This window comes from Paraburkholderia sp., assembly GCF_035656215.1.
Lineage (GTDB): Bacteria > Pseudomonadota > Gammaproteobacteria > Burkholderiales > Burkholderiaceae > Paraburkholderia.
Window position 1 is genome coordinate 1 of record NZ_DASRSY010000343.1, and the last position, 24,104, is coordinate 24,104.

Below are 24,104 nucleotides of genomic sequence, written 5' to 3' on the forward strand. Positions count from 1 at the left end.
GCTGCTGTTCCTCTCCGGTGGCACCACCAACCCATTCGTTTCGCTGTACCTGCCATCGCTCGCGATTGCCGCCGCCGTGTTGCCGTGGCATCTGATGGCGTGGCTCGCCGCGTTCGCTGTGGCCTGTTATGCCGTGCTCGGTTTCGATTCCGTGCCGCTGAATCTCGACAACCCGGCGAACCTGTTCGACTACTATCGTGCCGGCATGTGGGTGAACTTCATGGTCAGCGTCGGGCTGATTGCATGGTTCGTCGCGCGCATGTCACGCGCTCTGCGACTACGTGACGCAGCGCTCGGAGACGCGCAGCAGCGCTTGCTTCATGACGAACGCGCCGTTGCGCTCGGTGTGCAGGCCGCCACGGTCGCGCACGAAATCGGCACTCCGCTGTCTACAATTGCAATGTTGTCCGAAGAATTGCGCGATGCCGCGCGAACCGATAAAGGGCTCGCGCCGTACAGCGCCGATCTGGAGCTGCTCGAACAGCAAATGACGCTATGTACTTCGGCGCTTGCGCGGCTGCGCAGCCGTGCATCGACAACGATCAACCGGCAAACGGTCAATGAATGGCTCGAATCGTTCGGCGAGCAATGGCGCTTGCGTCATCCGCATGTGAAGTTCGAGCGGATCGGGGAGCCGCCTGCGGGAGTCAGTCTTGACGATACGGTTGCCGTCAGTCAGATTCTTACGATTCTGCTCGACAACGCCGCGCGTGCGAGCCGCGATCACGTAACGCTGTCGTGCACGCTTGCGGCTCGCGCCGACCAGATCGTATTCGAAGTATGCGACGCAGGCCCTGGTATTCCGGCCGCGTTGCGCGGGTCGCTCGGCACGATGCCGGTCGACAGCACACAGGGTGGACACGGCGTGGGCCTCTATCTGGCATTTTCGGCGGCGGCACGCCTGAAGGGATCGATCGAACTGACCGATGTCAGCGAAATCAAGCCGCGTGGCACGCGCGCAGTGTTGAGACTGCCGCTTGCAGGGCGCAAATTATCAGGTGCAGGCCGTCAAGGCACTACGCCATCCAACACGGAGAAACAGGCATGAGCGATATGAATTTTCTGGTGATCGACGACGATGAGGTGTTCTCCGGCATCCTCGCCCGCGGTCTGACGCGGCGCGGTTATACGGTGGCCGAAGCGCACAACGCGGACGAGGCGATCAAGTTGGCGAACCAGCAGAAGTTCAGCCAGATCACGGTGGACCTGCATCTCGGCAACGATTCCGGTCTTACGCTCGTCGCCCCCTTGCGTGATTTGCAGCCTGACGCGCGCATGCTGGTGTTGACCGGTTATGCCAGCATCGCCACGGCGGTGCAGGCGGTGAAAGACGGCGCCGATAACTACCTGGCGAAGCCCGCCAACGTGGAGACGATTTTGTCGGCGCTGCAAAGCGAAGCGAGCTCGTTGCAGGCTGAAGAGGCGATTGAGCATCCCATGCCGTTGTCGGTTGCGCGCCTGGAGTGGGAGCATATTCAACGCGTGCTCGCGGAGCACGGTGGCAATATTTCGGCCACTGCACGCGCGTTGAACATGCATCGTCGAACGCTGCAACGCAAGCTGGCGAAGCGGCCGGTCAAGCAATAAGCGCTGAGGCCTGCCTGGGTCCCGTTTGCGCTTGCGGGCCGTAAAGCAAAACGGGCTGTCTTCCACAAGACAGCCCGTTTTTTTACGCTTTGAGCATGATCGGCCACGTCCGAGGCGCGCGGCTTTAACGCGGCGTCAGCATCGACGCCGGTATCGGCATTACAGCACGTAGCGCGACAGGTCCTCGTCTTCCGCCACTTCGTTCAGTGCGCGATCGACATACGCCGCGTCGATCTGCACCGTCTTGCCCGAGTGATTGCCCGCTGCGAACGAGACGTCTTCGAGCAGCTTTTCGATCACCGTGTACAGGCGGCGCGCGCCGATGTTCTCGGTCTTCTCGTTGACCGAGTACGCGATTTCGGCCATACGGCGAATGCCGTCGTCGGCGAATTCGAGGTGCACGTCTTCGGTGGCGAGCAATGCCTGGTATTGCTTGACGAGGCTGGCGTCCGTCGACACGAGGATCGATTCGAAATCGCCCACCGACAGCGAATCCAGTTCGACCCGAATCGGGAAGCGGCCTTGCAGTTCAGGAATCAGATCGCTCGGCTTGGCCAGATGAAATGCACCACTCGCGATGAACAGAATGTGATCGGTCTTCACCATGCCGTACTTGGTGTTGATCGTGGTGCCTTCGACGAGCGGCAGCAGATCGCGCTGCACGCCCTGACGCGATACTTCACCACCGCCGGCTTCGCTACGCGACGCGATCTTGTCGATTTCGTCGAGGAACACGATACCGTTCTGCTCGACGTTCTGCACTGCCTTGGCCTTCACCTCTTCGTCGTTGAGCATCTTGCCGGCTTCTTCGTCGGTGAGGACCTTGAGCGCTTCCTTCACCTTCAGCTTGCGACGTGTTTTCTTGCCGCCGCCGATGTTCGCGAACATCGAACGGATCTGCTCGGTCATGTCTTCCATGCCCGGCGGCCCCATGATGTCCATGCCGACTTGCGGCTGTTCCACGTCGAGTTCGACTTCCTTGTCGTCGAGCAGGCCTTCGCGCAGACGCTTGCGGAACGTTTGACGCGTGGTGCTGCCTTCGTCGACGGTATCCGCCGCGCTCGAGCTCGCGCCGAAACCGACCGGACGCGCGCTCGGCAGCAGGATGTCGAGAATGCGGTCTTCGGCCTGGTCTTCAGCCTTGGTTCGCACTTTGCGCATTTCTGTTTCGCGCGTCTGCTTGACCGAGATTTCGATCAGGTCGCGCACGATGCTGTCGACGTCGCGCCCGACGTAGCCGACCTCGGTGAATTTGGTGGCTTCGATCTTGATGAACGGTGCGTCGGCCAGTTTCGCCAGACGCCGCGCGATTTCGGTTTTGCCGACGCCGGTCGGTCCGATCATCAAGATGTTCTTCGGGGTGATTTCCTGACGCAGCGGGTCTTCAACCTGCTGACGGCGCCAGCGGTTGCGCAGCGCCACGGCCACTGCTTTCTTCGCGCGGCCTTGGCCGATGATGTGTTTGTCGAGTTCCGAGACGATCTCGGCAGGGGTCATTGTGCTCATCGTGGGTCCTTACTCGATCGTCTCGATAACGCGGTTATGGTTCGTATAGATGCACATGTCGCCGGCAATCTCCAGCGACTTCTCCACGATCTCGCGCGGCGACATCTCGGTGTTGTCAGCGAGCGCTTTCGCGGCGGCTTGTGCGTAAGCGCCGCCCGAACCGATCGCGCAGATGCCACCTTCCGGATCGAGCACGTCGCCGTTACCAGTGATGACGAGGGTGGTGGTGGCATCCGCGGCGATCAGCATCGCTTCGAGACGACGCAGCATGCGGTCGGTGCGCCAGTCTTTGGCGAGTTCGACGGCGGCGCGGGTCAGATTGCCCTGGTGTTTTTCCAGCTTCGCTTCGAAGCGGTCGAGCAGCGAGAAGGCGTCGGCCGTGCCGCCGGCGAAGCCGACCAGCACCTTGCCGTTATAGATGCGCCGAACTTTTTTCGCGCCGCCTTTCATGACAATGTTACCCAGCGTGACCTGGCCGTCGCCGCCAAGCGCGACCTTGTCGCCGCGGCGCACGGAAACGATCGTCGTGCCGTGAAATTGCTCCATATGCGTTCCTCTTTGCAAAACGGGTAGGACGCGATGGCGTAGACCACCGCATGAATCCTGGACGCGGACGGCGCGCAACAATGAAACGATGAACCGGTCGGCGCGCGCTCGTGCAACGCATGTTCGACTTATTTTAGGGCGTGCGCGGTCATATCAAGAGCCGGCGAATGGCATAAGACAAAAACACAGGGTTCAGAATGGGGGCGGGGAGCAGCGCTGAGTTGGGCAGGCGGAGAGATATGAGCCGCGCAGAGAGGGTTGGCGGAGCGGGGTGCGCCCTCGAACAGCCGCGCAACGGGCGTTCAGAGCGGTCTGCTCGGCAAAGCCCGAAAAGCGTCGCACAAAAGAAAAAAGGCGCACAGATCACCGTGCGCCTCTCGACGAAGCAGCTTAAAAGGGCGCGGAGCCGAAGCCGCGCCGTAGGCGTTCAGTCGCCGAATAGCTTCTGGCGCAGTTCGCGGCGTTCCTGCGCTTCGAGCGACAGGGTGGCCGTGGGCCGTGCGAGCAGACGCGGAATGCCGATCGGCTCGCCGGTTTCTTCGCACCAGCCGTAATCGCCCGAATCGATGCGCGCGAGCGATTGCTGCACTTTCTTCAGCAGCTTGCGCTCGCGGTCGCGCGTGCGCAGTTCCAGCGCATGCTCTTCCTCGATCGTTGCACGGTCGGCCGGGTCCGGCACGATTACTGTTTCGCGCAGGTTCTCGGTCGTCTGGCCGGCATTGCGGAGAATCTCCGCCTGCAGCTGTTCGAGCTTGTTCTTGAAGAAGGCGAGCTGATCCGCATTCATGTAATCCTTGTCGCTCATCTTCAGGATTTCGGCTTCAGTCAAGAGTCGTTTCGTCGTCATCTGGCTTGCTTCTTCAATGTGAGGCAAAACTCTTACATAGTGCCCGCACTTTCGTATTGCCCGCAAAGGCGCCACGAGGACGCGGAGCGCTGGGCGGGCACGGACGATGGGCTGTCGGTGACGCCGAAGCGCCTTGCGCCCACGCGCCGGGCGTCGTTACGCCAATGCGGGGCCGAACTCCTCTGGAAACCGTTTCTCAAATGCTCCTGAGGCATTGCTTGCCGGCAGCGTGCCTTGTCGGCTGTGCCAGCCGACATTGTCGGCGTGATTCCCGGACAAGATTTTCCGGCGCCGTTTCAGGCCCGACGCGGAATACGCGCTGACCGGGCAATTCGTTGTCATTCTCCAGTGGGCACGTATTGTAACTGAATCACAATCCAGCACCGCAACTGGTGAAAATCCCCTGGCGGCGCACTGATATCCTGAAAATATAACGCGCGCACGACCAAAAAGCGATGGTCGTGCACGGTTTAATACAGCAGGGTTTTCACGTGCTTTTCACACGCGCGACACTTCAGCGGGCTTTCGGCCGGTCTTTCGCGTATTCCGCAGACGATTGCCTCGGTGCCCGCATGGCGCATGCTCCCGGCAAGGACGCTCCAGCACGCCGCGTGCCGCGAGACTTGCACGGCACGGCAGGCCGTGACGCTTACGCCAGACAGGCGTCCAGGCCGTCGGTGATCAGGTCTTGCGGCAGTTCAATGCCGATAAACACCATCTTGTTGGTCTTCTTCTCGATTGGCTGCCATTTCGCGGCCAGATCGCTGCCCATCATCTGATGTACGCCCTGGAACACCACTTTCCGGTCGACGCCCTTCATATACAGCACGCCTTTGTAGCGCAGCAGGCGCTCACCATAGATCTGCAGAATGCCGCCGAGGAAGTCCTCGAGCTTGTTCGGATCGAACGGGCGGTCGCTGCGGTAGACGAACGATTTGATCTTGTCGTCATGGTGCGCGTGATGGTGATGCGCGTGGTCGTGGCCTTCGTGGTCGCACTTGCCATGATCGTGATCGCAGTTTTCGTGATCGTGGCCGGCGTGCTCGTCGTGAGTGTGGCCGTGCTCGTCATGCGCGTGAGCGTGGCTGTGCGCATGTTCGTCCTCAGCGAGGAAGTCCGGATCGATTTCGAGCTTCGAATTCAGGTTGAAGCCGCGCAGGTCGAAGATTTCCTTGATGTCCGCCTCGCCGAAGTTGACGACCTTGATCGCCGCCCGCGGATTCATGTGCAGCAGGCGGTGGCGCAGATCGTCCACGTGCTTTTCATCGACCAGGTCGGACTTGGTGATGAACAGGCGATCGGCAAAGCCGACCTGGCGCTGCACCACTTCATGCTCGTCCAGTTGATGGTTCGCGTGCTTCGCGTCGACCAGCGTGATGATTGCGTCGAGCAGGAATTCGTTGGCGATCTGGTCGTCCATGAAGAACGTCTGCGCGACCGGGCCCGGATTGGCGAGACCGGTGGTCTCGATCACGACACGGTCGAAATCCACTTCGCCGGACTGCTTCTTCGCCGCCAGATCGCCCAGCACGCGCGACAGGTCACCGCGGATCGTGCAGCAGATGCAGCCGTTGCTCATCTGGATGATCTGCTCGCTCGTGTCCTGCACGAGGATTTCGTTATCGATGTTCTCTTCGCCGAACTCGTTTTCGATCACGGCGATCTTCATGCCGTGCTTTTCGTTCAGGATGCGCTTGAGCAGGGTGGTTTTGCCGCTGCCGAGAAAGCCGGTCAGGATGGTGACTGGGATCATGTTAGTCGCCTTTACGTAAGTCTGTGCGTAATCGAAATGTGCAGCGCGAAATGTGCAGCGAATGCGTCTGCGAATCCGGTTTGCCGGGCGCGGCAGCCTGACGGCGCGCGGCCCGAGCTAGCCGGATATTGAAACATATCCGTGAAACCGGCGCTGGCGTCGGGGGCGAACCCCTCCACGATGCAAGGGATATACCCTCGAAGCTATGGGCGATCAGGCAATTTGCAACAGCAGGCCTTTCAGGTATTCGCCTTCCGGGAATGCGGTGAGCAACGGGTGGTCAACCCCGGCGCCGAGGCGCTTGAGAATCCGCGCATCGACGCGCGCATCGGCCGCCGCGCCGGACACGATCTTCTGGAACAGTTCCGAATCGATCGCGCCGGAGCATGAATAGGTGAACAGCAGGCCGCCCGGGCGCAGCAGCTTCAGGCCGGTCAGGTTGATGTCCTTGTAAGCGCGCGAGGCGCGGTCCACGTGTTCACGCGACGGTGCGAATTTCGGCGGATCGAGCACGATCAGGTCGAAGCGTTCGCCCTCGTCGTAGAGGCGGCGCAGGGTCTTGAACGCGTCGGCGTCGAGCCAGGTAGCGCGCGCGGCGTCGAAACCGTTGGCGGTCACGTTCTGCTGCGCCAGCGCCAAGGCTTCGCCCGACGAATCGATCGACACCACACGTTTGGCGCCCCCTTTCAAGGCCGCGAGCGAAAAGCCGCCGGTGTAGCAGAAGCAGTTCAGCACGTCGCGATCCTGCGCGAGCTGCTGCACCAGCAGGCGGTTGTCGCGCTGGTCGACGTAAAAGCCTGTCTTGTGGCCGTTGCGTACGTCGACGTGATAACGCACGCCGTTTTCGCTCGCGATCAGCGCTTCCGACGGCGTTTCGCCCGCCAAGACGCCGGTGATCTGCTCGAGCCCTTCCTTCTGGCGGATCGACACGTCCGAGCGCTCGTAGACGTTCGGGCAGCCGGTCGCGTCGGTCAGCGCGGCGACGATCGCTTCCTTCCACGCTTCGACGCCCGTCGCCATGAACTGGCACACCAGCTGGCTGCGCTGGCCTTCGTCCTCGGCCACGTAATGATCGACGATCAGACCCGGCAGACCGTCCGCCTCGCCGAAAATCAGCCGCACGGCGCCGGTGTTGTGCACCATCGTCTGACGATGCGCCAGCGCGCGTTGCACGCGGCGCTTGAAGAACGCGGGATCGATCGGCTCGGCTTCGTCGAAGCTCCACACACGGGCGCGAATCTGCGAATGCGGGCTGTAGGCCGCCCGCGCGAGGAAACGGCCGTCGTGCGCGCGCACCAGCACGGTCACGCCGGGCGCGGGATTGCCGTCGACGCGATCGATCGCGTTGGCATAGACCCACGGATGGCGGCGCAGCAGCGATTTTTCTTTCGACGGTTTGAGCGTAACGGTATTCATCAGGGTGTCAGCAAGAGCAATAGGCCGCGCGGGAAAAGAATCGCACGGCAGGTGAGGCGAAGGCGGAGACCGCAAGCCGCAAAAAGCAAATAGCGGAATCAGTCGCGTTTTTTGGCGCGCGGATGCGCCTGATCGTAGACGTGCGCGAGATGCTGGAAATCGAGCGCGGTGTAGACCTGCGTGGCAGTGATACTGGCGTGGCCGAGCAGTTCCTGCACGGCCCGCAGATCGCCGCTCGACTGCAGCACGTGCGTGGCGAACGAATGCCGCAGCACGTGCGGATGCACATTGGCGGGAATGCCCGCGACCAGCGCCGCGCGCTTCACACGCTCACGCACGACATTCGGCGACAGGCGATTGCCACGCGCCGACAGAAACAGCGGATGCGGATCGTGTTTGACCATCTGGTCCCGCACCGCCAGCCAAGCGTTCAAGGCGTCGAGCGCCTTGCGGCCCACCGGCACGACGCGGCGCCGGTTGCCCTTGCCGAGCACTTCGACTTCGGCCGAATCGAGCTTGAGCCAGCCCGCGGAGCGGTAGCCGCCGGCGTCGGCAAAACGGGCGTCGAGGCCGACCAATTCGGACAGACGCAGGCCCGACGAGTAGAACAGTTCGAGGATTGCGTGGTCGCGCAAACCTTCGGGCGTCGCGGCGGCCGGGCTCTCCATCAGGCGTGCGGCGTCGTCGACGGAAAGTGCTTTCGGTAGCGCTTTTGGCTGCTTCGGCGCCCGTACGGTGGCGACCGGGTTGGCCGGCAAATCGACGCGGCCCGCGAACCAGCGGTAGAAGGCGCGCCAGGACGACAGCCGATGACTGATCGAGCGCGCCGTCAGGCCGCCGGCGTGCGCCCGCGAAACCGCGCCGCGAATATCGACAGCGGTGAGACTTTCGAGCGGCCGGTCTTTGGCCAGCAGCTTGAGCTCTTCAAGTTCGTGGGTGTAGCCGCGCAGCGTATGCGCCGAGAGTCGCCGCTCATGTTCGAGATTCGACAGGTAGGCGGCGATCGGGTCGGCTTCGGTCACGATGGATTTTCGTGGATCGGCGCGGCTCAGCGCGGCAGCAGACGGCTCAGCGCCGCGCTTGCCAACGCGCCGATCTGCGTCAGGAAATCGGTTGCCATGCCGTCATGGAAGCGGCGTGCGTCGGCCGAACCCATCACCAGCAGGCCGAAGGTAGGCGCTTCTTCCTTGCCTTCGGGGTCGCGCAGCGCGAGCAACGCGATCGATTCGGTGACGTGCGCGGACTCGCTTGCGCTATCAGCGGACCCATCGTCGCTCACGGCCGACACCGCCGGCACCAGCCACTGCGCCGCTTCGAAGCCGGTGTTCGCACCACAGTACGGCGTGGTGAGGCTATTCGCGAAGATTCGCACTTCCTCGCCGACATGGCGCGCGAACTCGGCCTGTGTGTACGGCTCGGAGACGTCCCATACACGCAGCGCGGCTTGCGGCACATCGAAAATATCGCGCAAGCCGTTGGAAATCGTGCGGGGCAGTGCATACGGATCACGCTCGGCCATCACGCGGATGGTCCAGCGATTGAATTTCGAGGCAATGCTGTCGTTTTCGTGACCGTAGCGCAGCAGTTCGGCCAGACGCCGTTCGAGATGCTTGTTCTTGTCGCGCAGCATTTCCATCTGGCGCTCCTGCAGCGACACCGCGGCTTTGCCGTGCGGGTTAGCAAGCCGGATCGTCGCGAGCGTTTCCGCGTGTTCGGCGAAGAATTCGGGGTTGGCGAGCAGATATTCGGCGACTTCGCGATCGTTCATAGTTTCGGCTAAAGGACTACGGGACGACGCCTTCGGGCGGCGCATCGGTCATGAGTTCGGTCGGCCGGTGAAAGAGCCGCTTGGTCCGGCTTATTCACCGGCCACTTCATCGGCGTCTTCACCGGCATCTTCATCGGCCTATTCGAGGCCAAGTGTCGAGTACTTCCTGGGCCGATCGCTCGGCCGTTGAATCGGGTATTGCGCTGGCGCGGGTCAGTCAGCCAGTTCGATCTCGCCTTCGAAGACGGTTGCTGCGGGGCCGGCCATCAGCAGCGGCGCGCCATTTTGCGCGCTGTCCCACGTGATGGTCAGCTTGCCGCCGTGCGTGTGCACCAGCACCGGCGCATCCAGCAGTCCGCGGCGAATGCCGGCAGCGACTGCCGCGCACGCGCCTGTGCCGCACGCCAGCGTTTCACCGGCGCCGCGTTCGTAGACACGCAGCTTGATCTCGCTACGGCCGACGATCTGCATGAAGCCCGCGTTCACTCGCTGCGGGAAGCGTGCATGCCGTTCGATCACGGGGCCTTCGACGAGCACCGGAAACTCTTCGACGTCGTCGACCACCTGCACCGCGTGCGGATTGCCCATCGACACCACCGAAATCCAGCGCGTGACACCGTTCATGTCGAGCGGCCAGAGCGTGTCCCCGCCTTCACGGCGGCCTTCGATGCCTTTGGTGGCGAACGGTACGCGCTCCGGTTCGAACACGGGTGAGCCCATGTCGACCAGCACTTCGCCGTTTTCCTGCATGGTCAGCAGGATGGTGCCGTTCTGCACTTGCACGCGCACGCTGCGCTTGTCGGTCAGGCCGTTGTCGCGTACGAACTTGACGAAACAGCGCGCACCGTTGCCGCAGTGCTCGACCTCGCCGCCGTCGCAATTGAAGATGCGATATCTGAAATCGACACCGTCCACGGTGGGCTTCTCGACCAGCAACAACTGGTCGGCGCCGACGCCGAAATGCCGGTCCGCGAGCGCGCGCACCTGCGCCGGTGTCAGGTTGACCGGTTGGGTGTAGCCGTCGAGCACGACGAAGTCGTTACCCGCGCCGTGCATTTTGGTGAATTTCAGTTTCATCACGCTATTGTAAGTGACACGCCCGCAGGTGGGCCGAACGCCGCTTTATTTGCCGCTTTATTTCCGCGTTCAGGCGCTTTTTTCGAAGACCGGTCAGTAGACGCTCGGCTCGCCCGGCGGCCGGGTCTTGAAGCGCTTGTGTACCCAGTAGTACTGCTCGGGAATGAGCGGAATCTGCTCTTCGAGGAAGGCGTTCATGCGCCGCGCGTCGGCGTCGGCGTCGCCCGTGGGGTAGTTGGCCCACGGTTTGAATACCCTCAGCCGGTAGCCCTTGTAGTTCGGCAGCACTTCGCCGATGAACGGCACCACTTGCGCATGGCCGACCCCGGCGAGCCGCCCGACGGCCGTCAGCGTGCACGCCTGTACGCCGAAGAATGGCACGAACGTGGAGTTGCGCATGCCGTAGTCCATGTCGGCGCCGAGCATGACGGGCTTGCGGTCGCGCAACCAGCGCAGCACGACGCGCGCGCTGTCGGCCCGGCTTGCCATGTCCGCGCCGAAGCGGCCGCGAGCGGCTATCGCCACATCGTCGAGCACCCTGTTGGACATTGGCTGGTAGAGCGCGCCGCACTGCCGGCGCAGCGCGTGATTGATGAACACGGAGCCTGCCTCGATACCGACGAAATGCGCGCCGAGCAACAGAGTGGGCGGCATGTCGGGGTCCAGCAGGTCGATCTCGCTATCCACCTGCACGAGCTTTTCGAGCTTCTTCGCCGAGCCGAACCACTGGACGCTGCGCTCGACATAACTGCGGATCGCGTGGCGGAAGTGTTTCTGCGCGATCTCTTCGCGATGCTCCGCGCTCCACTCGGGGAAACACAAGCTCAGGTTGATGTGGACGATGCGCTTGCGGCTGCTGGGGACCTGATAGAGCAGCCAGCCCAGTCCGTCGCCCAGTCGGGCAACGAAACCGTACGGTAACAAGGCCAAAAACTTCAGCAGCCCAATGGCCAGATGGGCACCAAGACGACTCAGCATGTCGCCCCTCCGTGTAGGGCGTCGAGCGACGCTTTGCTCAAGGAACCTGGAAACGGGTCGAAATACAGCACGGGTGAACACTCTGTGACAATCAAAGGAAGTCGCTATAATAAGGGCTTCGCCGAGTTAATAGACAACTTGCGGGGCGAAGCTGGCGGGTGCGATCCATGGGATAGGCCCCTGCCGGTAAGGTAATCCGCTAAAGCGTCGCCGCTTCAAGGCTCCCGAAGCTGGCTACGTGAAACTCAACCGTAACCACACAACAGGAGTCTGCAACGTGGCAAACGATTATCTCTTCACTTCCGAATCCGTTTCCGAAGGCCATCCCGACAAAGTCGCGGATCAGATCTCGGACGCAATCCTCGACGCCATCCTGACACAGGACAAATATTCGCGTGTCGCAGCCGAAACGCTGTGCAACACGGGTCTCGTCGTGCTGGCCGGTGAAATCACCACCACTGCGAACGTCGATTACATCCAGGTCGCGCGCAATACGATCAAGCGTATCGGCTACGACAACACCGATTACGGTATCGACTACCGCGGCTGCGCTGTGTTGGTGGCGTACGACAAGCAATCGCCGGACATCGCCCAGGGCGTCGACCGTGCGCACGACAACAACCTCGATCAGGGCGCTGGCGACCAGGGCCTGATGTTCGGTTACGCGTGCGAAGAAACGCCGGAATTGATGCCGCTGCCGATCCACCTGTCGCACCGTCTGGTGGAGCGTCAGGCGAATCTGCGCCGCGACGGCCGTCTGCCCTGGCTGCGTCCGGATGCGAAATCGCAGGTCACCGTGCGTTATGTCGACGGCAAGCCGCATTCGATCGACACCGTTGTGCTGTCCACGCAGCATTCGCCGGACATCGATCTGGCCGTGCTGCGCGAAGCCGTGATCGAAGAAGTCATCAAGCCGACGCTGCCGGCTGACCTGATCAAGGGCGACGTCAAGTTCCTGGTGAACCCGACCGGCCGGTTCGTGATCGGCGGCCCGCAAGGCGATTGCGGTCTGACGGGCCGCAAGATCATCGTCGATACGTACGGCGGCGCTGCGCCGCACGGCGGCGGCGCGTTTTCGGGCAAGGATCCGTCGAAGGTCGACCGTTCGGCAGCGTATGCCGGCCGTTATGTCGCGAAGAACATTGTGGCTGCTGGTTTGGCGTCGCGTTGCCTGATTCAGGTGTCATACGCGATCGGCGTTGCCCAGCCGACGTCGGTCATGGTCAACACGTTCGGCACGGGCCGCGTGTCAGATGCCGTCATCACGAAGCTGGTACTGGAGCATTTCGATCTGCGTCCGAAGGGCATCATCCAGATGCTCGATCTGCTGCGCCCGATCTACGAGAAGAGCGCGGCCTACGGTCACTTCGGTCGCGAAGAGCCGGAATTCACATGGGAAGCCACGGACAAGGCTCTGGTGCTCGCCGAAGCAGCAGGCACCGAACCGGTCGCCGCGCTCGCAGAATAAGCGCGCAGTCCGCTTTAGCAAAAAACCCCGCCGGCGCAAGCCCTACCCGTACCACAAAGGTGTTGGGTTTTGAGCTAATTAACGCTGAGGCCTGCGTCCCGGAGGGGATTGCGGGTCTTTTTTTTGCCGGAGATATTTCCGGGAGATGGCGGCCGCAAGATTTCTCGACGTTGAGTCCGAGCATGGGGGTAGAAGCCCGGAAAGAAGAGCTTCGAGACCAACTTCAAAGACTCGCTTTCGAAATACAAGGCAAACCGGCCAAGACTGAAAGAATTTCGGCGGAAATACAGAGCTACGACCAGCTGCTACATGCGCAAAGCGTCAACGTACGGGTGTTCTTTTATCGGACCGGGCGACCGACGTTCGAAGCAAACCACCTCGCAAGCGCTGGCTTTCAGTGCAGCGAATCAGAGACAATTGCTTCCATAAAGTGAAGCAATTGAGCTAAATTTGATGCCGTATAGTGAAGCGTGTCGATACTATTTGCTATTCTATAGTGACGCAATTTATTCAATTATGCGTCACTACAACGACGCAGAATGAATTTATTGGCTTCACTTCGATGAAGCAAAAACTTGATAGTTACTTCACTATAGGCTAGCATTTGCTGCATTTTTTGATAGCCTATAGGGCAGCAAAATGGATTCCAGAATGAGGCAACTCCGGCTTGAGCAGGTCCAGGCGTCGGTCGCAGCGTACTCGGATTTGACCAACCGCCGGCCCCCGCCGCGTGGATGGCTGAAGGCCATCCGGGAGTCGTTAGGGCTCACCGAGCGACAGCAAGCCGGCAGGTTAGGCATTACCGGTTCGACCCTGCACAAGTCGGAGTTGGCGGAAGCTGAGGAGCGAATCACGCTCGGGCAACTGCGCAAGTTGGCTGACGGGCTGGACTGCGAGCTGATCTATGCTCTGGTGCCCAGAAAGCCACTGACTCAAGTGGTCGAAGACCGCGCGCGCTCAATCGCCCTGCAGGAAGTGAGTGAAGTTGCTCACACCATGAGTCTGGAAGACCAACGTCCGGCAACCGACAGACTTCGCAAACAGGTCGAGCAGAGAACGGTGGAACTACTCCGGGGTCGCTGGTCCGACCTATGGCGATAGATTTAGACGAACAGGACGGCCAGACACCGCTCGACCCTGACGAGCTGGCCGGGCTAATACCGACGCACCTGACCACCAAGGGCGATCTGAATGACTGGGAGCAGGAGAACATCCTGCAAGCCGTGCAATTGGCTCGCCGTCAACGCAAGGCCGATGTCCTCAGTGAAGAGTTCTGTCGCAACCTTCACAAGAAAATGTTCGACCAGACCTGGTCGTGGGCAGGCACGTTCCGCAAGTCCGACAAGAACATCGGATGTGAGTGGACGCAGGTCAGCGTCAAACTGAGAAACCTTTTCGATAACACGCGGTGGTGGGTCGACAACGGCACATTCCCGCCCGATGAGATTGCCGCACGATTTCACCGCGAACTGGTGTGGATTCATCCCTTTCCAAACGGCAATGGTCGACACTCACGAATGATGGCTGATGCGCTCTTGCGCAGCATGAAACAAGAGCCGTTTTCGTGGGGCGGCGGCGGGACACTGGTTAAAGCGGATAACGCCCGGTCGGATTACTTAACCGCCTTGCGTGCGGCGGATAAAGGTGACTACAGTTTGCTCCTGGTCTTCGTGCGAAGTACTGCTTAGCCGTCGCACCGACAAGAAGGACGTAAAGCCGTTTGTGACAGGCCAAAGAGCTTTGCGCTGTTGCGCGTGCAGCCCCTGCACAACCGTTCTTTCGTCGACGCCGCTCAACTCCGCAATCGCGAGCACAGCAGCGCGCGACACCTCATGGCTAAGGCTCGTATGGGCTTTCAATGCCCGTAAAAAAGCGAGCTTCCGAAGAGGCTCGCAGTAATCACCAGGTCCGCCCGTTTACCAACACCTTTGTGGTACGGGTAGGCGCAAGCCGGGCGGGGGTTTTTATTGTCTTCGGAAGCGCTGTACCGTGAGGCGATGGCGGTGTCGACACCACTGCGGTATGTAGTCGCCGCAGCCGGACTGCGGACGTGACGCCGTTCGAGGCAGGCGTGGTGCCTCGCTCAACGGCTCATTTAGCCGTTCATCCGCAGTTCACTCAGCGGCTCGCAAACGCGAACGCAAACCAGCCGGTGCTGCCGCTCGTCGACATACGGCGCGGACGGCGGCTCGTGCTCTGGGGAGCGGTGACCGGTGCGTTGCGCGTAGCGGTGAGACGCAGCGGCGTCGGTTTGCGCAGCAGCGTGCGCAGCGAAAAACGGCGCGAACTGCCTTGCAGGCGCAGCGCGGAGAAAAAGGTGTGGAACCACGTGCGAATGCCGTCGACCGCTTTGGCTTCGCGCCACTGTTCGCCTAATGCGCGAGTGCGGGTGGCATGGTGACGCAGTGCACGCACGACATGGCGGCGTGCCGGACGCGCCGCTTTCAATGCGGCGCGGGTAAGACGGGTGCTCAGAAGAGTATGCATGGCTTCACAAGTAGGCAACGTGTCGCGCGACGGAGTGTGCGCCAGAAAGAGCACCCAATGTGCCAACGGCGGTGTCGCGATGGACGGCGCGAAAGCCCGGAATTCGATGAAAAAGGGCACGGAGGACGGCGGAGCCGGTCACAGCGGCGCATGCGCGCCGCACAAGTGCGGGAGTAGCGATCAACATGTGTGCAGGCTACACGCGATTCATGACGCCAGAAAGTCGGTTTTTACCCTGCGATTACGGGTTTTTACGGGGGGAAGCGATGTGCACGTTGACGGGGTCGCGCCCTTTGCGGGCGATTACCGTGCGTGCTTGCCCTGACAGGGTGCCTTGCAAACCGCCATGTCGCGTGAAAGTAGTGCGTAAGGCCCTGGCTTTTCGAAAGGTGAAACAGCGCACAGTCCGATCGCGCCCGTTTTACAATCGAGCATCAGTCAGTCGAAAGTAACGGAACACCATGTCACTTCACTCGAAGAAAGAGCAGATTCAAACGTTGCGGGAGCAAGGATTTGTCGTTGTGCCTGGATTGGTGTCGCCCGAGCGTTGCGGTGAGCTGAAGCAGATTGCGGAGCGGCAGTTGCAGGAAGCGGTGGCGCCGATCGAGTTCGAAGCGGATCTCCGCTATCCGGGCGCGCCGGAGTCGAAGCATGCGCCGGGCGGCCATACGGTTCGCCGGCTGCTGGATGCGTATGGGCGCGATGCGCATTTTGCGCAGTGGGCGACCGCGCCGGAAATTCGCGGCTGGATGGAGTTGTACTTCGGCGAGGAACCGCGCTTATCGCGGGCGCATCACAATTGCATGATGACCAAGCATCCTGCTTATGGCAGCTTGACCGGCTGGCATCGTGACGTGAGGTATTGGTCGTTCGAGCGCGACGATCTGGTTTCGGTATGGCTCGCGGTCGGCTCGGAGACGGTCGATAACGGTGCGTTGTGGCTGGTGCCGAAGTCCCACAGCGTTGCCTTCACCTCCGACCGATTCGACGAGTCCAAGTTTTTCCGTTCCGATCTGGAAGAAAATCAGGCATTGATTCGCACCGCGGTCTCGCCCGAACTCAAAGCCGGGGACGTGGTGTTCTTTCATTGCAATACGCTGCATTCGGCTGGCAAGAACGTCAGCGATCAGGTGAAATTTTCTTTGGTGTTTACCTATCACGGGGCGAGCAATGTGCCCCTGCCGGGATCCCGCTCGGCGGCTAAGCCAGAAATTGCTTTTTAGGTGCTTTGCCTTGCGCGGCGCTGACGTTCGTTAGTCTCGCGCCGCGTAGGCAATCAGCGCTCTACCGCTTGCGCCCGGAAACAGCCACGCCGGTCAGGCCGGCAATAGTGGCGATAGCGCCTGCCACAATCAGCATGATCGCCTTATTGGTCGGCGATCCGGTAAACACGCGAGATACCTCGCTGCTGACCGAGTTGAACGCCTGCCCACCGAAATACAACAACACGATACCGCCGACAATCAGCGCGATTGAAATCGCCTTCGTCATGAACCCACCCCTTTCGATAAGCTTTGATCGGCCAAAGTGTAGGGGAGTCGCAAGCAATCGTCCATCCCGCATACTGGGCGTCTGCACGCATCACGCCGATTGGCTACCATAGCGGTCTGGTCGCGCCATACCTAAACAAAAAACCTGCACGCCTCCCGCAGCACGTGATCTCTTCACCCCCGTGATCGCCGGGCGACTTCAACATCAAGGACACTAGCAATGGCTTACGAAGCAGCTTCAGAACGCTATTCGGACATGCAATACCGCGTCTGCGGCAAGTCGGGTCTCAAACTGCCGGCGCTGTCGCTGGGCCTGTGGCACAACTTCGGCGACACTACGCCGATTTCAACGCAGCGCGATATCCTGCGCACGGCCTTCGACCTGGGCATCACTCACTTCGACCTCGCCAATAACTACGGCCCCCCATACGGCAGCGCTGAAACCAACTTTGGCCGGCTCTTCAAAGACGACTTCAAGCCGTATCGCGACGAACTTCTGATCTCGTCGAAAGCGGGTTGGGACATGTGGCCGGGTCCGTACGGCCAGGGTGGCGGCTCGCGCAAATATGTCCTGGCGAGTCTCGATCAGAGCCTGCAGCGCATGGGTCTCGATTACGTCGACATCTTCTATTCGCATCGCTTCGATGCCGATACGCCGCTCGAAGAAACCGCCGGTGCATTGGCGAGCACCGTGCAGCAAGGCAAAGCGCTGTACATCGGTATTTCGTCATACTCGGCAACCAAGACGCTCGAAATGGCCAAGCTGCTCGCCGAGTACAAGGTGCCGCTCTTGATCCATCAGCCGGCGTACAACATGCTCAACCGCTGGATGGAACACGAACTGCTGGGCACGCTCGATCAAGTCGGCGCGGGCGCCATTGCGTTCACGCCGCTCGCGCAGGGCTTGCTCACCGGTAAGTATCTGAACGGCGTGCCGGAAGACGCGCGCGTCAACAAGCCGGGCGGCGGCTCATTGAAGCAGGAGCATCTAAGTCCGCAAAACATCGAGCATGTGCGCAAGCTCAACGACATCGCGCAGCGCCGCGGACAAAGCCTCGCGCAGATGGCGCTGGCCTGGGCGCTGCGCGATCCGCGCGTCACGTCCGTGCTGATCGGCGCGAGCCGTGCGGAACAGGTGCGCGAGAACGTCGGTGCGTTGAAGAATCTCGCGTTCTCGAAGGAAGAGCTGGCGGAGATCGACCGCTACGCGACTGAAGGTGGCATTAACCTCTGGGAAAAACCGTCGACGGATCAGGCGATCTGATCGCACTGAGTGTCCAGTCGTAGAGGCATGCCGTAGAAACAGAAAAGCCGCCTGTGAGGCTAATATCGTTCAGTTAGGAATTGAACGGTATTACGCCCGCAAGGCGGCTTTTTTATCGACGCAATTCAAGCGCACGCGCTTCCCACCCAGTGGCCAAAGCAACTGCTTTCAGTCAACCAGCCATCGGCGAAGCGACCAGGCCGTCTCCGCCGGACCCCGCTACACCAGCGCCGGCAAGCCTTCGACCAGCACGACCGCGAACACCACGCCAATAAGCGCGCCGAGCACGCGTAGCGCGTTGTGCCGAAATTCCGTCTTGCAGGGGAGCGCGCCGACAAACAGAGCGCCAGCCAGCGCCATCGGAATGACCAGAATGAAATCGCCGATCGTGAAATAGGTCGTCATACCCGTCTCCTTATGTAGTACAGGCGAGGACAGTGGCTCGATTTCTGGAGTCATACACTGCCACGCTCGATTCGAGTATAGGCGACGGTTAGATCAACATAACAACGCGTTGCGGCGCTGCAGCGCGTCTTAGTAGACTGCTGAACCCAATGCTGCAAGGGCGATCACGATTGGCGCGGCGCAGCAAAAGTCTCGTAAAAAATGAAGTATTTGCTTACACAGGCCTTACTTTTTTAGTCTGATCGATGCGCTGCGGATTGCTCTCGCCTAACGGCGGTACGCCGATATAAGCATGGATTCACTGTCGCGTCCGACTTCAGTTTCCCCGAAGCCGATCAGCCGCGTTCTCTCATATTGCAGTCTGTTCGTGCTGACGCAAGCGCGTGGTCGCAACGATACCGATAACGAGCAGCACGCCTACCAGCCCGGCGACACCATTCCAGCCATAACCGGCCCATACATGCCCGCCGTAGGAGCCGACCACGCTCGAGCCGATGTAGTACGCGAGCAGATACAGCGCGGCCGCTTGCCCCTTCGCTTCTTTCGCGAGGCGTCCGACCCAGCCGCTCGCCACCGAGTGTCCGGCGAAGAAGCCGAACGTCACGCACGCGATCCCGGTTGCAATTGCCGCGATCGGATGGAGCATCGTGAGGGCGAGTCCGAGCATCATCAGCAGCAAGCTGGCGGTCAGCACGCGAGCCCGCCCGAAGGTGTCGGCCATGCGGCCCGACCACGGCGACGCGACTACGCCCGTCAGATAGACGACGAAAATCGCGCCGATCTCCGTCTGATTCAACAGATAAGGCGGCGCGAGCAACCGGTAACCGATGTAGTTGTACAGCGTGACGAAGCCGCCCATCAGCACGAAGCCGAGCAGAAACAGCAGAGGCAAGCCGGGTCGCGTAAATTGCTTCAGCAGGGCGCTGCGGTGATGTGTAAAGCCGAGCCCGCGACGCGGGACGAAATGGCGCGATGGCGGCAGCAACGCGCGAAACGCGAGCATCGAGAGAATGCCGAGCACGCCGATCGTGCCAATTGCCACGCGCCACGAAAACAGATCCGCCACGACGCCGGTAATCACACGCCCGGCCATTCCGCCGATCGCCGTACCGCCGACATACAGCCCCATCGCCAGACCCAATCCATCGGGGTGCACTTCTTCCGCGAGGTACGCCATTGCGACGGCGGGCACGCCACCGAGCGCGAGTCCTTCGAGCGTGCGCAACACGAGCAGTTGATGCCAGTGAGGCGCGATCGACACGCCAATCGTCAACAGCGCCGATAGCGTGAGCGATGCGGTCATCAGCTTGTGACGGCTCCAGCCTTCCGAGACGAAGCCGGCCATGAAGATGGCGAGCGCGAGCGCCGCAGTGGTCAGCGAGAGTGACAAGCTACTTTGTGCCGGCGTCACGTTGAACGCCGTAGAGAACGCAGGCAGCAATGGCTGGACGCAATACAGAAGCGAGAAGGTGGCGTAACCCGCGAACAGCAGCGCAATGCTGGCGCGCCAATAGGCACGCGTGCCGCGTTCGAGATAGGGAATGTCGCCGACGGGAGGCATAGCAGCGGAGGTGAAAGAAGCGGATGACGCAGGAACAGCTGAAGTAGAAGTCCGGTGGGATTCCGGCGATGCGGTCACGAAAAAATCTCCTTTGGGAGCGCAAAGTACTCAAAGGAGTTAAGGATACGCTGAAAAGGCTTGGCGGGTGGGTGCGGCGCGCAGCGAGGCCCAACCACCGCCCAATGCCTTGATCAACGCGACGCTTGCAGCCATCCGGCGGCGCGCGATCGATACCGCATTCCGTTCGTTAGTGAGCGCCGTGGTTTGCGCGACCACGACATCGAGATACGTGATCGCGCCGTTCTTATAGCGGTTCGACACGACAGACAGCGACCGCTGCGCAGCAGCCACGGCATCGTCCTGCGCGGCAGCTTCCTGTTCGAGCACGCGCAACGCGGCGAGGTTATCTTCAACCTGGCTGAACGCGGTTAGCACTGTTTGACGGTACTGCGCGACGCTTTCGTCGTAGTGCGCGCGGGCTTGCTCTTTCACCGACGCACGTCCGCCGAAGTCGAGCAGCGTGCCAGCCAGTGCCGGCCCGAGCGACCACAGACGGCTCGGCGCCAGCAGCCATTAGCTGTAGGTGGTCGCTTCGAGCCCGCCCGTCACCGACAAAATCAGGCTCGGAAAGAAGGCCGCCGTCGCCACGCCGATCTGCGTGTTCATATCGGCGACGTGCCGCTCCGCCGACGCGATGTCGGGCCGTCGTTCGAGCAACGCGGATGGCACGCCCGCTGCCGCGACCACCGGCACGGCGGCGAGCGGTGCAACCGGCAAGGAAAATGTCGAGGATGTCTGGCCGCTTCGCGTTTCATCGTTGCGAGCGAGCCGAGAATATTGCTGCGGCCATTCGCAATCGGTGCAGCGTGCGCACGTAGTCGGCGCTCGGATGATGATCGGGATTCAGCGTGATCAGTATGTCCGAATCCGAGGTGCCGATCGGGCCGGTGTTGCTGTACGAGAGGTTAATGCCCAAGACGGGCAAGCCGATATTGTCGATGAGCGAATGCAATTCGCCGGCGGTATCAGCCGACGAATCCGCGTATCGACGCGATCGGTCACCACGGCCGTTTCCTCGACCGTCGAGACCAGCGTCGGAATGATTGCCACGGTCGCATCGTCGACCAGAATGCCGACCGCGAGCGCGAGGCCGCCGAGTGTCATGATGTTGATGGTTTCGCCGAGCATCGACAGTGCAATGATCGAGGTGATCATCGACAGCGGAATCGACACAGCGATGATCAACGTGGCGCGCCAGTTGCCGAGAAACAGCAGAATCATCAGCCCGGTGAGGCATGCGGCGATCAGCGCTTCACGCAGCACGCCCTGCACGGACGCGCGCACGAACAGCGACTGATCGGCGACCGGATCGATTCAGGAAGTTGTAGCCGAAGTCGAACAGCTCCTGCTCGGTGAGCGAAGCGGAGGACAGCGGGCACAATAGGCGGATTGAGCGGGTTGTTCTGGCGGGCCATGATTTTGATATATCGCTCCGGCTGGGTTTATGATGGTCTCGTTACGACGCTGTACGCCCAGATCATCGGCCCGGCGCGCTGTAATGGGAATAGGGCGAAACGACGGGTAAACAGCCTTGAGTTCGCGCTTTCCATGGCCCCGCAAAACGGGAACAATGACTCGAACCTCTCACGCGTCTTACGCGCAGCAGATTGGGTGCGTACGCAACGTTATTGGCGAAGCGGCGCTTTTATCATCACCTTGACCGGCGCGGAAACCATAAAGCCGGCTATAGGAGAAACGGGGAAACATCATGCAAATCGGTTCCATTGTCCGCTCGGTGCATATCGCTGTGCCGAAAGACGCACGTGGGATTGTCATGCGCATTCTTGGCGACATGGCGATGGTGGCCTGGTATGCCGGCGAACCCGGCACATCGGAGCATCTGAACACTGAACCCTTTTTCCTTGAAGATCTGATCGATACGGGCGAGCAGGTGCGTCCGGCGAGCGCGCAGGTGCATTGAAGCTGGTTTGAGTCTGTTTCATGATGGTTGCAGGTGGTAGTAAGCAGCAACGCGAGCCGACGTCCTCGTCTTTGACGGCGGCGCGGCGCACAATGCGGGCATGAACGACGACAATCTCGACCCACAGGACGGCGCCGATAGCGCCGTACCTTTCGCCCGGCTCAAGCCGGAAATCGTGCTCGACGCGCTCGACAGCGTGCTCAGCAGCGTCGGTGTGTACACCGACGGCCGCATGCTGCCGCTCAACAGCTACGAGAACCGCGTGTACCAGGTGGGCGTGGAAGACGGCCCGCCCGTGGTCGCCAAGTTCTATCGTCCCGAGCGCTGGACCGATGCAGCTATTCTCGAAGAACATGCCTTTGTCGCCGACCTCGCCGCGCGCGAGATTCCGGCGGTACCCGCGCGTGTTTTCGACGATCGCACGCTGCATACCTTCAACGGTTTCCGTTTCTCGATCTTTGAACGCCGCGGTGGCCGCGCGCCCGATCTGGACCGGCGCGATACGCTCGAATGGCTGGGGCGTTTTATCGGCCGCATCCATGCGGTGGGGCAGACGCAGAACTACACCGAACGTCCCACGCTCGACATCAACACGTTCGGCTACGAGCCGCGCGATTTCCTGCTGTCGCAACGCTTCGTGCCTGACGACGTGCGGACCCCGTGGGAAACGGTTGTGAACCTCGCGCTCGAAGGCGTCGAACGCGCGTTCGAGCGCGCCGGTGAAATTCGCATGCTGCGAATGCACGGCGATTGTCATCCGAGCAATGTGTTGTGGACCGACGCGGGCCCGCATTTCGTCGACTTCGACGATAGCCGCATGGGTCCGGCTGTGCAGGACTTGTGGCTGCTGCTGCCGGGCGAGCGCGCCGAGGCTTCGCGTGCACTGGCGGACCTGCTCGCCGGCTACGAAGACTTTTGCGACTTTGAACCGCGCGAACTGTATCTCGTCGAAGCGTTGCGCACGCTGCGGCTCATTCACTATCAGGCGTGGCTCGCGCGCCGCTGGGATGATCCGGCGTTTCCAGCGGCTTTCCCGTGGTTCAACACGCAGCGCTATTGGGAAGACCGCATCCTCGAATTGCGCGAACAGCTCGGCGCGATGCAGGAAGGGCCGCTCTGGCCGGTTTGAGCGTTTACGGTCCTACGGCGCCTGCGACGCCACGCTCGACGACTCCACCAGCGTCGATTTGACGATCACTTCGGCGCGCACGTCGCGCCCGATCGCTTCGATCGCGGAACGCATCTGCGCGAAGTCGTCGGGCGTGCAGACCTCGCTGTCGAAGTGCGTTGCGCCGTCGCGGGTCATCGTCACCACATTGCTGAGCGGATCGAACGTGTACTGCGACTGAAAATCGACGAAGCGGTCCTGGGTTCGTTTCGCTTCCGGCATGTCGAGCACGCGGAAATTCGCGGGCAACTCAATGCGCGCCCGTTCATGCAACGTCAGGTTATGGCAGACGAATGGTTGCGTCCGCTGCCGTTCGCCGAGCCAATAGCGGATGTCCGCCGCGAAGCCGCCGGCCAGACTCGTCAGCGCCGGAATCGATGCCGCTGAGCCCGGCACCACGAGACTTTCGAGCGTGCCTTTCATCGTGATCGTCAGTGGACCGTCGGCAACGGTGAGGTCGCTGGTGGTCAGCGTAGCGGTGCCGCGCAGGTTGGCGCTGCGCAATTCCGCCTGGATCGAGTCTTCACGTTGCGCGGGCGTCTGCGTGCGCAACATCGCGCGCGCCTGTTCGGCCGAGGCGCCCGATGCTTCCAGCCGATAGGTGAAGCTCGCCGAGCCATCCGGTTCGACCTTGATCGACAGGTCGGTGCTGCGCGTCATCAACTCGGTGGCCGGCGTTTGCGCGACGACGCCCTGAGTGACGAGGACGGTGGGCCGGTTCATATCGGACGACGGCAAAAAGCCGAACTCGACGCTCGACGCCGTCGAATCGGCGTATTGCTGCAAATCCGGCAGCCACGTG

Annotated in this window: 22 protein-coding genes and 3 pseudogenes; 9 read left to right on the forward strand and 16 right to left on the reverse strand. The window is 61.3% G+C overall.

From position 1 onward, the window contains the following. Both VFE81_RS19865 and VFE81_RS19870 read left to right on the forward strand, forming a co-directional pair. The coding region (locus VFE81_RS19865; RefSeq protein ID WP_325046231.1) for an ATP-binding protein at positions 1-1,048 on the forward strand (1,048 nt) is incomplete at its 5' end. Then, positions 1,045-1,587: a response regulator transcription factor gene (locus VFE81_RS19870; RefSeq protein WP_325046232.1), complete on the forward strand. Its 543-nt coding sequence runs from the start codon at positions 1,045-1,047 to the stop codon at positions 1,585-1,587. The genes VFE81_RS19865 and VFE81_RS19870, both read left to right, overlap by 4 nt. A 159-nt stretch (positions 1,588-1,746) precedes the next feature. Here VFE81_RS19870 and hslU read toward each other — a convergent pair whose 3' ends face one another. From hslU to VFE81_RS19915, 9 genes are all read right to left on the reverse strand, one after another. After that, positions 1,747-3,093: an ATP-dependent protease ATPase subunit HslU gene (gene hslU / locus VFE81_RS19875; RefSeq protein WP_325046233.1), complete on the reverse strand. Its 1,347-nt coding sequence runs from the start codon at positions 3,091-3,093 to the stop codon at positions 1,747-1,749. Positions 3,094-3,102: 9 nt separating this feature from the next. Continuing rightward, a complete protein-coding gene (gene hslV / locus VFE81_RS19880; RefSeq protein ID WP_091797221.1) occupies positions 3,103-3,639 on the reverse strand; it encodes an ATP-dependent protease subunit HslV in 537 nt (178 codons plus the stop codon). Between the two features lie 427 nt (positions 3,640-4,066). Beyond that, positions 4,067-4,486 carry an RNA polymerase-binding protein DksA gene (gene dksA / locus VFE81_RS19885; protein ID WP_090534808.1) on the reverse strand — a complete coding sequence of 140 codons (420 nt, stop codon included), beginning with the start codon at positions 4,484-4,486 and terminating at the stop codon, positions 4,067-4,069. A gap of 649 nt (positions 4,487-5,135) precedes the next feature. After that, positions 5,136-6,239 (reverse strand): GTP-binding protein, encoded by a 1,104-nt coding sequence (locus tag VFE81_RS19890; RefSeq protein ID WP_325046234.1) that lies wholly within the window; start codon positions 6,237-6,239, stop codon positions 5,136-5,138. Positions 6,240-6,452: 213 nt separating this feature from the next. Further along, on the reverse strand, positions 6,453-7,655 hold the full coding sequence (locus VFE81_RS19895) for a class I SAM-dependent rRNA methyltransferase (protein WP_325046235.1): 1,203 nt from the start codon (positions 7,653-7,655) through the stop codon (positions 6,453-6,455). A gap of 98 nt (positions 7,656-7,753) precedes the next feature. Continuing rightward, positions 7,754-8,677, reverse strand: coding sequence for a tyrosine recombinase XerC (gene xerC, locus VFE81_RS19900; protein WP_325046236.1), 924 nt, complete (start codon positions 8,675-8,677; stop codon positions 7,754-7,756). A gap of 26 nt (positions 8,678-8,703) precedes the next feature. Continuing rightward, positions 8,704-9,423, reverse strand: a complete 720-nt coding sequence (locus tag VFE81_RS19905; RefSeq protein WP_325046237.1) for a DUF484 family protein — start codon at positions 9,421-9,423, stop codon at positions 8,704-8,706. 213 nt (positions 9,424-9,636) lie between these two features. Then, positions 9,637-10,500 (reverse strand): diaminopimelate epimerase, encoded by an 864-nt coding sequence (gene dapF, locus VFE81_RS19910; RefSeq protein ID WP_325046238.1) that lies wholly within the window; start codon positions 10,498-10,500, stop codon positions 9,637-9,639. Positions 10,501-10,593: 93 nt separating this feature from the next. Beyond that, entirely contained in the window at positions 10,594-11,478 is an 885-nt protein-coding gene (locus tag VFE81_RS19915; protein ID WP_325046239.1) for a lipid A biosynthesis lauroyl acyltransferase, read from the reverse strand. Positions 11,479-11,755: 277 nt separating this feature from the next. Here VFE81_RS19915 and metK point away from each other — a divergent pair, with 277 nt between their 5' ends. The 3 genes from metK to VFE81_RS19930 all read left to right on the forward strand — a co-directional run bounded on the left by metK (position 11,756) and on the right by VFE81_RS19930 (position 14,634). Then, positions 11,756-12,946, forward strand: a complete 1,191-nt coding sequence (gene metK, locus VFE81_RS19920; protein WP_325046240.1) for a methionine adenosyltransferase — start codon at positions 11,756-11,758, stop codon at positions 12,944-12,946. Between the two features lie 639 nt (positions 12,947-13,585). Next, complete coding sequence (locus VFE81_RS19925; protein WP_325046241.1) at positions 13,586-14,047, forward strand: mobile mystery protein A; 462 nt, start codon at positions 13,586-13,588, stop codon at positions 14,045-14,047. Next, positions 14,038-14,634 carry a mobile mystery protein B gene (locus VFE81_RS19930; protein ID WP_325046242.1) on the forward strand — a complete coding sequence of 199 codons (597 nt, stop codon included), beginning with the start codon at positions 14,038-14,040 and terminating at the stop codon, positions 14,632-14,634. Before VFE81_RS19925 ends, VFE81_RS19930 begins: the two co-directional genes overlap by 10 nt. Positions 14,635-15,064: 430 nt before the next feature. Here VFE81_RS19930 and VFE81_RS19935 read toward each other — a convergent pair whose 3' ends face one another. After that, positions 15,065-15,433, reverse strand: coding sequence for a hypothetical protein (locus tag VFE81_RS19935; protein WP_325046243.1), 369 nt, complete (start codon positions 15,431-15,433; stop codon positions 15,065-15,067). A gap of 461 nt (positions 15,434-15,894) precedes the next feature. On the opposite strand from VFE81_RS19935, the gene VFE81_RS19940 reads away from it, so the two are divergent. Next, positions 15,895-16,656 (forward strand): phytanoyl-CoA dioxygenase family protein, encoded by a 762-nt coding sequence (locus VFE81_RS19940; RefSeq protein WP_325046244.1) that lies wholly within the window; start codon positions 15,895-15,897, stop codon positions 16,654-16,656. 61 nt (positions 16,657-16,717) lie between these two features. Here the strand turns inward: VFE81_RS19940 and VFE81_RS19945 are convergent, their stop codons facing one another. After that, positions 16,718-16,924, reverse strand: a complete 207-nt coding sequence (locus VFE81_RS19945; RefSeq protein WP_325046245.1) for a DUF3185 family protein — start codon at positions 16,922-16,924, stop codon at positions 16,718-16,720. A gap of 219 nt (positions 16,925-17,143) precedes the next feature. Between VFE81_RS19945 and mgrA the strand changes: the two genes are divergently transcribed. Continuing rightward, on the forward strand, positions 17,144-18,187 hold the full coding sequence (mgrA, locus tag VFE81_RS19950; RefSeq protein ID WP_325046246.1) for an L-glyceraldehyde 3-phosphate reductase: 1,044 nt from the start codon (positions 17,144-17,146) through the stop codon (positions 18,185-18,187). Between the two features lie 219 nt (positions 18,188-18,406). Here the strand turns inward: mgrA and VFE81_RS19955 are convergent, their stop codons facing one another. From VFE81_RS19955 to VFE81_RS19970, 4 genes and pseudogenes are all read right to left on the reverse strand, one after another. Continuing rightward, positions 18,407-18,592 carry a hypothetical protein gene (locus VFE81_RS19955; protein ID WP_007179669.1) on the reverse strand — a complete coding sequence of 62 codons (186 nt, stop codon included), beginning with the start codon at positions 18,590-18,592 and terminating at the stop codon, positions 18,407-18,409. Positions 18,593-18,941: 349 nt separating this feature from the next. Then, a complete protein-coding gene (locus VFE81_RS19960; RefSeq protein ID WP_325046248.1) occupies positions 18,942-20,153 on the reverse strand; it encodes an MFS transporter in 1,212 nt (403 codons plus the stop codon). A gap of 117 nt (positions 20,154-20,270) precedes the next feature. Further along, positions 20,271-20,954 (reverse strand): annotated as a pseudogene (locus VFE81_RS19965) (efflux transporter outer membrane subunit); the annotation flags it as partial. Between the two features lie 55 nt (positions 20,955-21,009). After that, positions 21,010-21,527: pseudogene (locus VFE81_RS19970) on the reverse strand (efflux RND transporter permease subunit); the annotation flags it as partial. A 394-nt stretch (positions 21,528-21,921) separates the two neighbouring features. On the opposite strand from VFE81_RS19970, the gene VFE81_RS19975 reads away from it, so the two are divergent. Both VFE81_RS19975 and VFE81_RS19980 read left to right on the forward strand, forming a co-directional pair. Further along, positions 21,922-22,134, forward strand: a complete 213-nt coding sequence (locus VFE81_RS19975; RefSeq protein ID WP_063494501.1) for a hypothetical protein — start codon at positions 21,922-21,924, stop codon at positions 22,132-22,134. A gap of 100 nt (positions 22,135-22,234) precedes the next feature. Then, positions 22,235-23,263, forward strand: a complete 1,029-nt coding sequence (locus VFE81_RS19980) for a serine/threonine protein kinase (protein WP_325046247.1) — start codon at positions 22,235-22,237, stop codon at positions 23,261-23,263. Positions 23,264-23,275: 12 nt separating this feature from the next. On the opposite strand, the pseudogene VFE81_RS19985 reads toward VFE81_RS19980, so the two are convergent. Then, a pseudogene (locus VFE81_RS19985) lies at positions 23,276-24,104 on the reverse strand (hypothetical protein); the annotation flags it as partial.

Bases quoted from the DNA above. Each gene is read 5' to 3' on its own strand.
- VFE81_RS19870 (WP_325046232.1), top strand. From the start codon at position 1,045: ATGAGCGATATGAATTTTCTGGTGATCGACGACGATGAGGTGTTCTCC.
- hslU (WP_325046233.1), bottom strand. From the start codon at position 3,093: ATGAGCACAATGACCCCTGCCGAGATCGTCTCGGAACTCGACAAACAC.
- hslV (WP_091797221.1), bottom strand. From the start codon at position 3,639: ATGGAGCAATTTCACGGCACGACGATCGTTTCCGTGCGCCGCGGCGAC.
- dksA (WP_090534808.1), bottom strand. From the start codon at position 4,486: ATGACGACGAAACGACTCTTGACTGAAGCCGAAATCCTGAAGATGAGC.
- VFE81_RS19890 (WP_325046234.1), bottom strand. From the start codon at position 6,239: ATGATCCCAGTCACCATCCTGACCGGCTTTCTCGGCAGCGGCAAAACC.
- VFE81_RS19895 (WP_325046235.1), bottom strand. From the start codon at position 7,655: ATGAATACCGTTACGCTCAAACCGTCGAAAGAAAAATCGCTGCTGCGC.
- VFE81_RS19905 (WP_325046237.1), bottom strand. From the start codon at position 9,423: ATGAACGATCGCGAAGTCGCCGAATATCTGCTCGCCAACCCCGAATTC.
- dapF (WP_325046238.1), bottom strand. From the start codon at position 10,500: ATGAAACTGAAATTCACCAAAATGCACGGCGCGGGTAACGACTTCGTC.
- VFE81_RS19915 (WP_325046239.1), bottom strand. From the start codon at position 11,478: ATGCTGAGTCGTCTTGGTGCCCATCTGGCCATTGGGCTGCTGAAGTTT.
- VFE81_RS19925 (WP_325046241.1), top strand. From the start codon at position 13,586: ATGGATTCCAGAATGAGGCAACTCCGGCTTGAGCAGGTCCAGGCGTCG.
- VFE81_RS19930 (WP_325046242.1), top strand. From the start codon at position 14,038: ATGGCGATAGATTTAGACGAACAGGACGGCCAGACACCGCTCGACCCT.
- VFE81_RS19935 (WP_325046243.1), bottom strand. From the start codon at position 15,433: ATGCATACTCTTCTGAGCACCCGTCTTACCCGCGCCGCATTGAAAGCG.
- VFE81_RS19940 (WP_325046244.1), top strand. From the start codon at position 15,895: ATGTCACTTCACTCGAAGAAAGAGCAGATTCAAACGTTGCGGGAGCAA.
- VFE81_RS19945 (WP_325046245.1), bottom strand. From the start codon at position 16,924: ATGACGAAGGCGATTTCAATCGCGCTGATTGTCGGCGGTATCGTGTTG.
- mgrA (WP_325046246.1), top strand. From the start codon at position 17,144: ATGGCTTACGAAGCAGCTTCAGAACGCTATTCGGACATGCAATACCGC.
- VFE81_RS19955 (WP_007179669.1), bottom strand. From the start codon at position 18,592: ATGACGACCTATTTCACGATCGGCGATTTCATTCTGGTCATTCCGATG.
- VFE81_RS19960 (WP_325046248.1), bottom strand. From the start codon at position 20,153: ATGCCTCCCGTCGGCGACATTCCCTATCTCGAACGCGGCACGCGTGCC.
- VFE81_RS19975 (WP_063494501.1), top strand. From the start codon at position 21,922: ATGCAAATCGGTTCCATTGTCCGCTCGGTGCATATCGCTGTGCCGAAA.
- VFE81_RS19980 (WP_325046247.1), top strand. From the start codon at position 22,235: ATGAACGACGACAATCTCGACCCACAGGACGGCGCCGATAGCGCCGTA.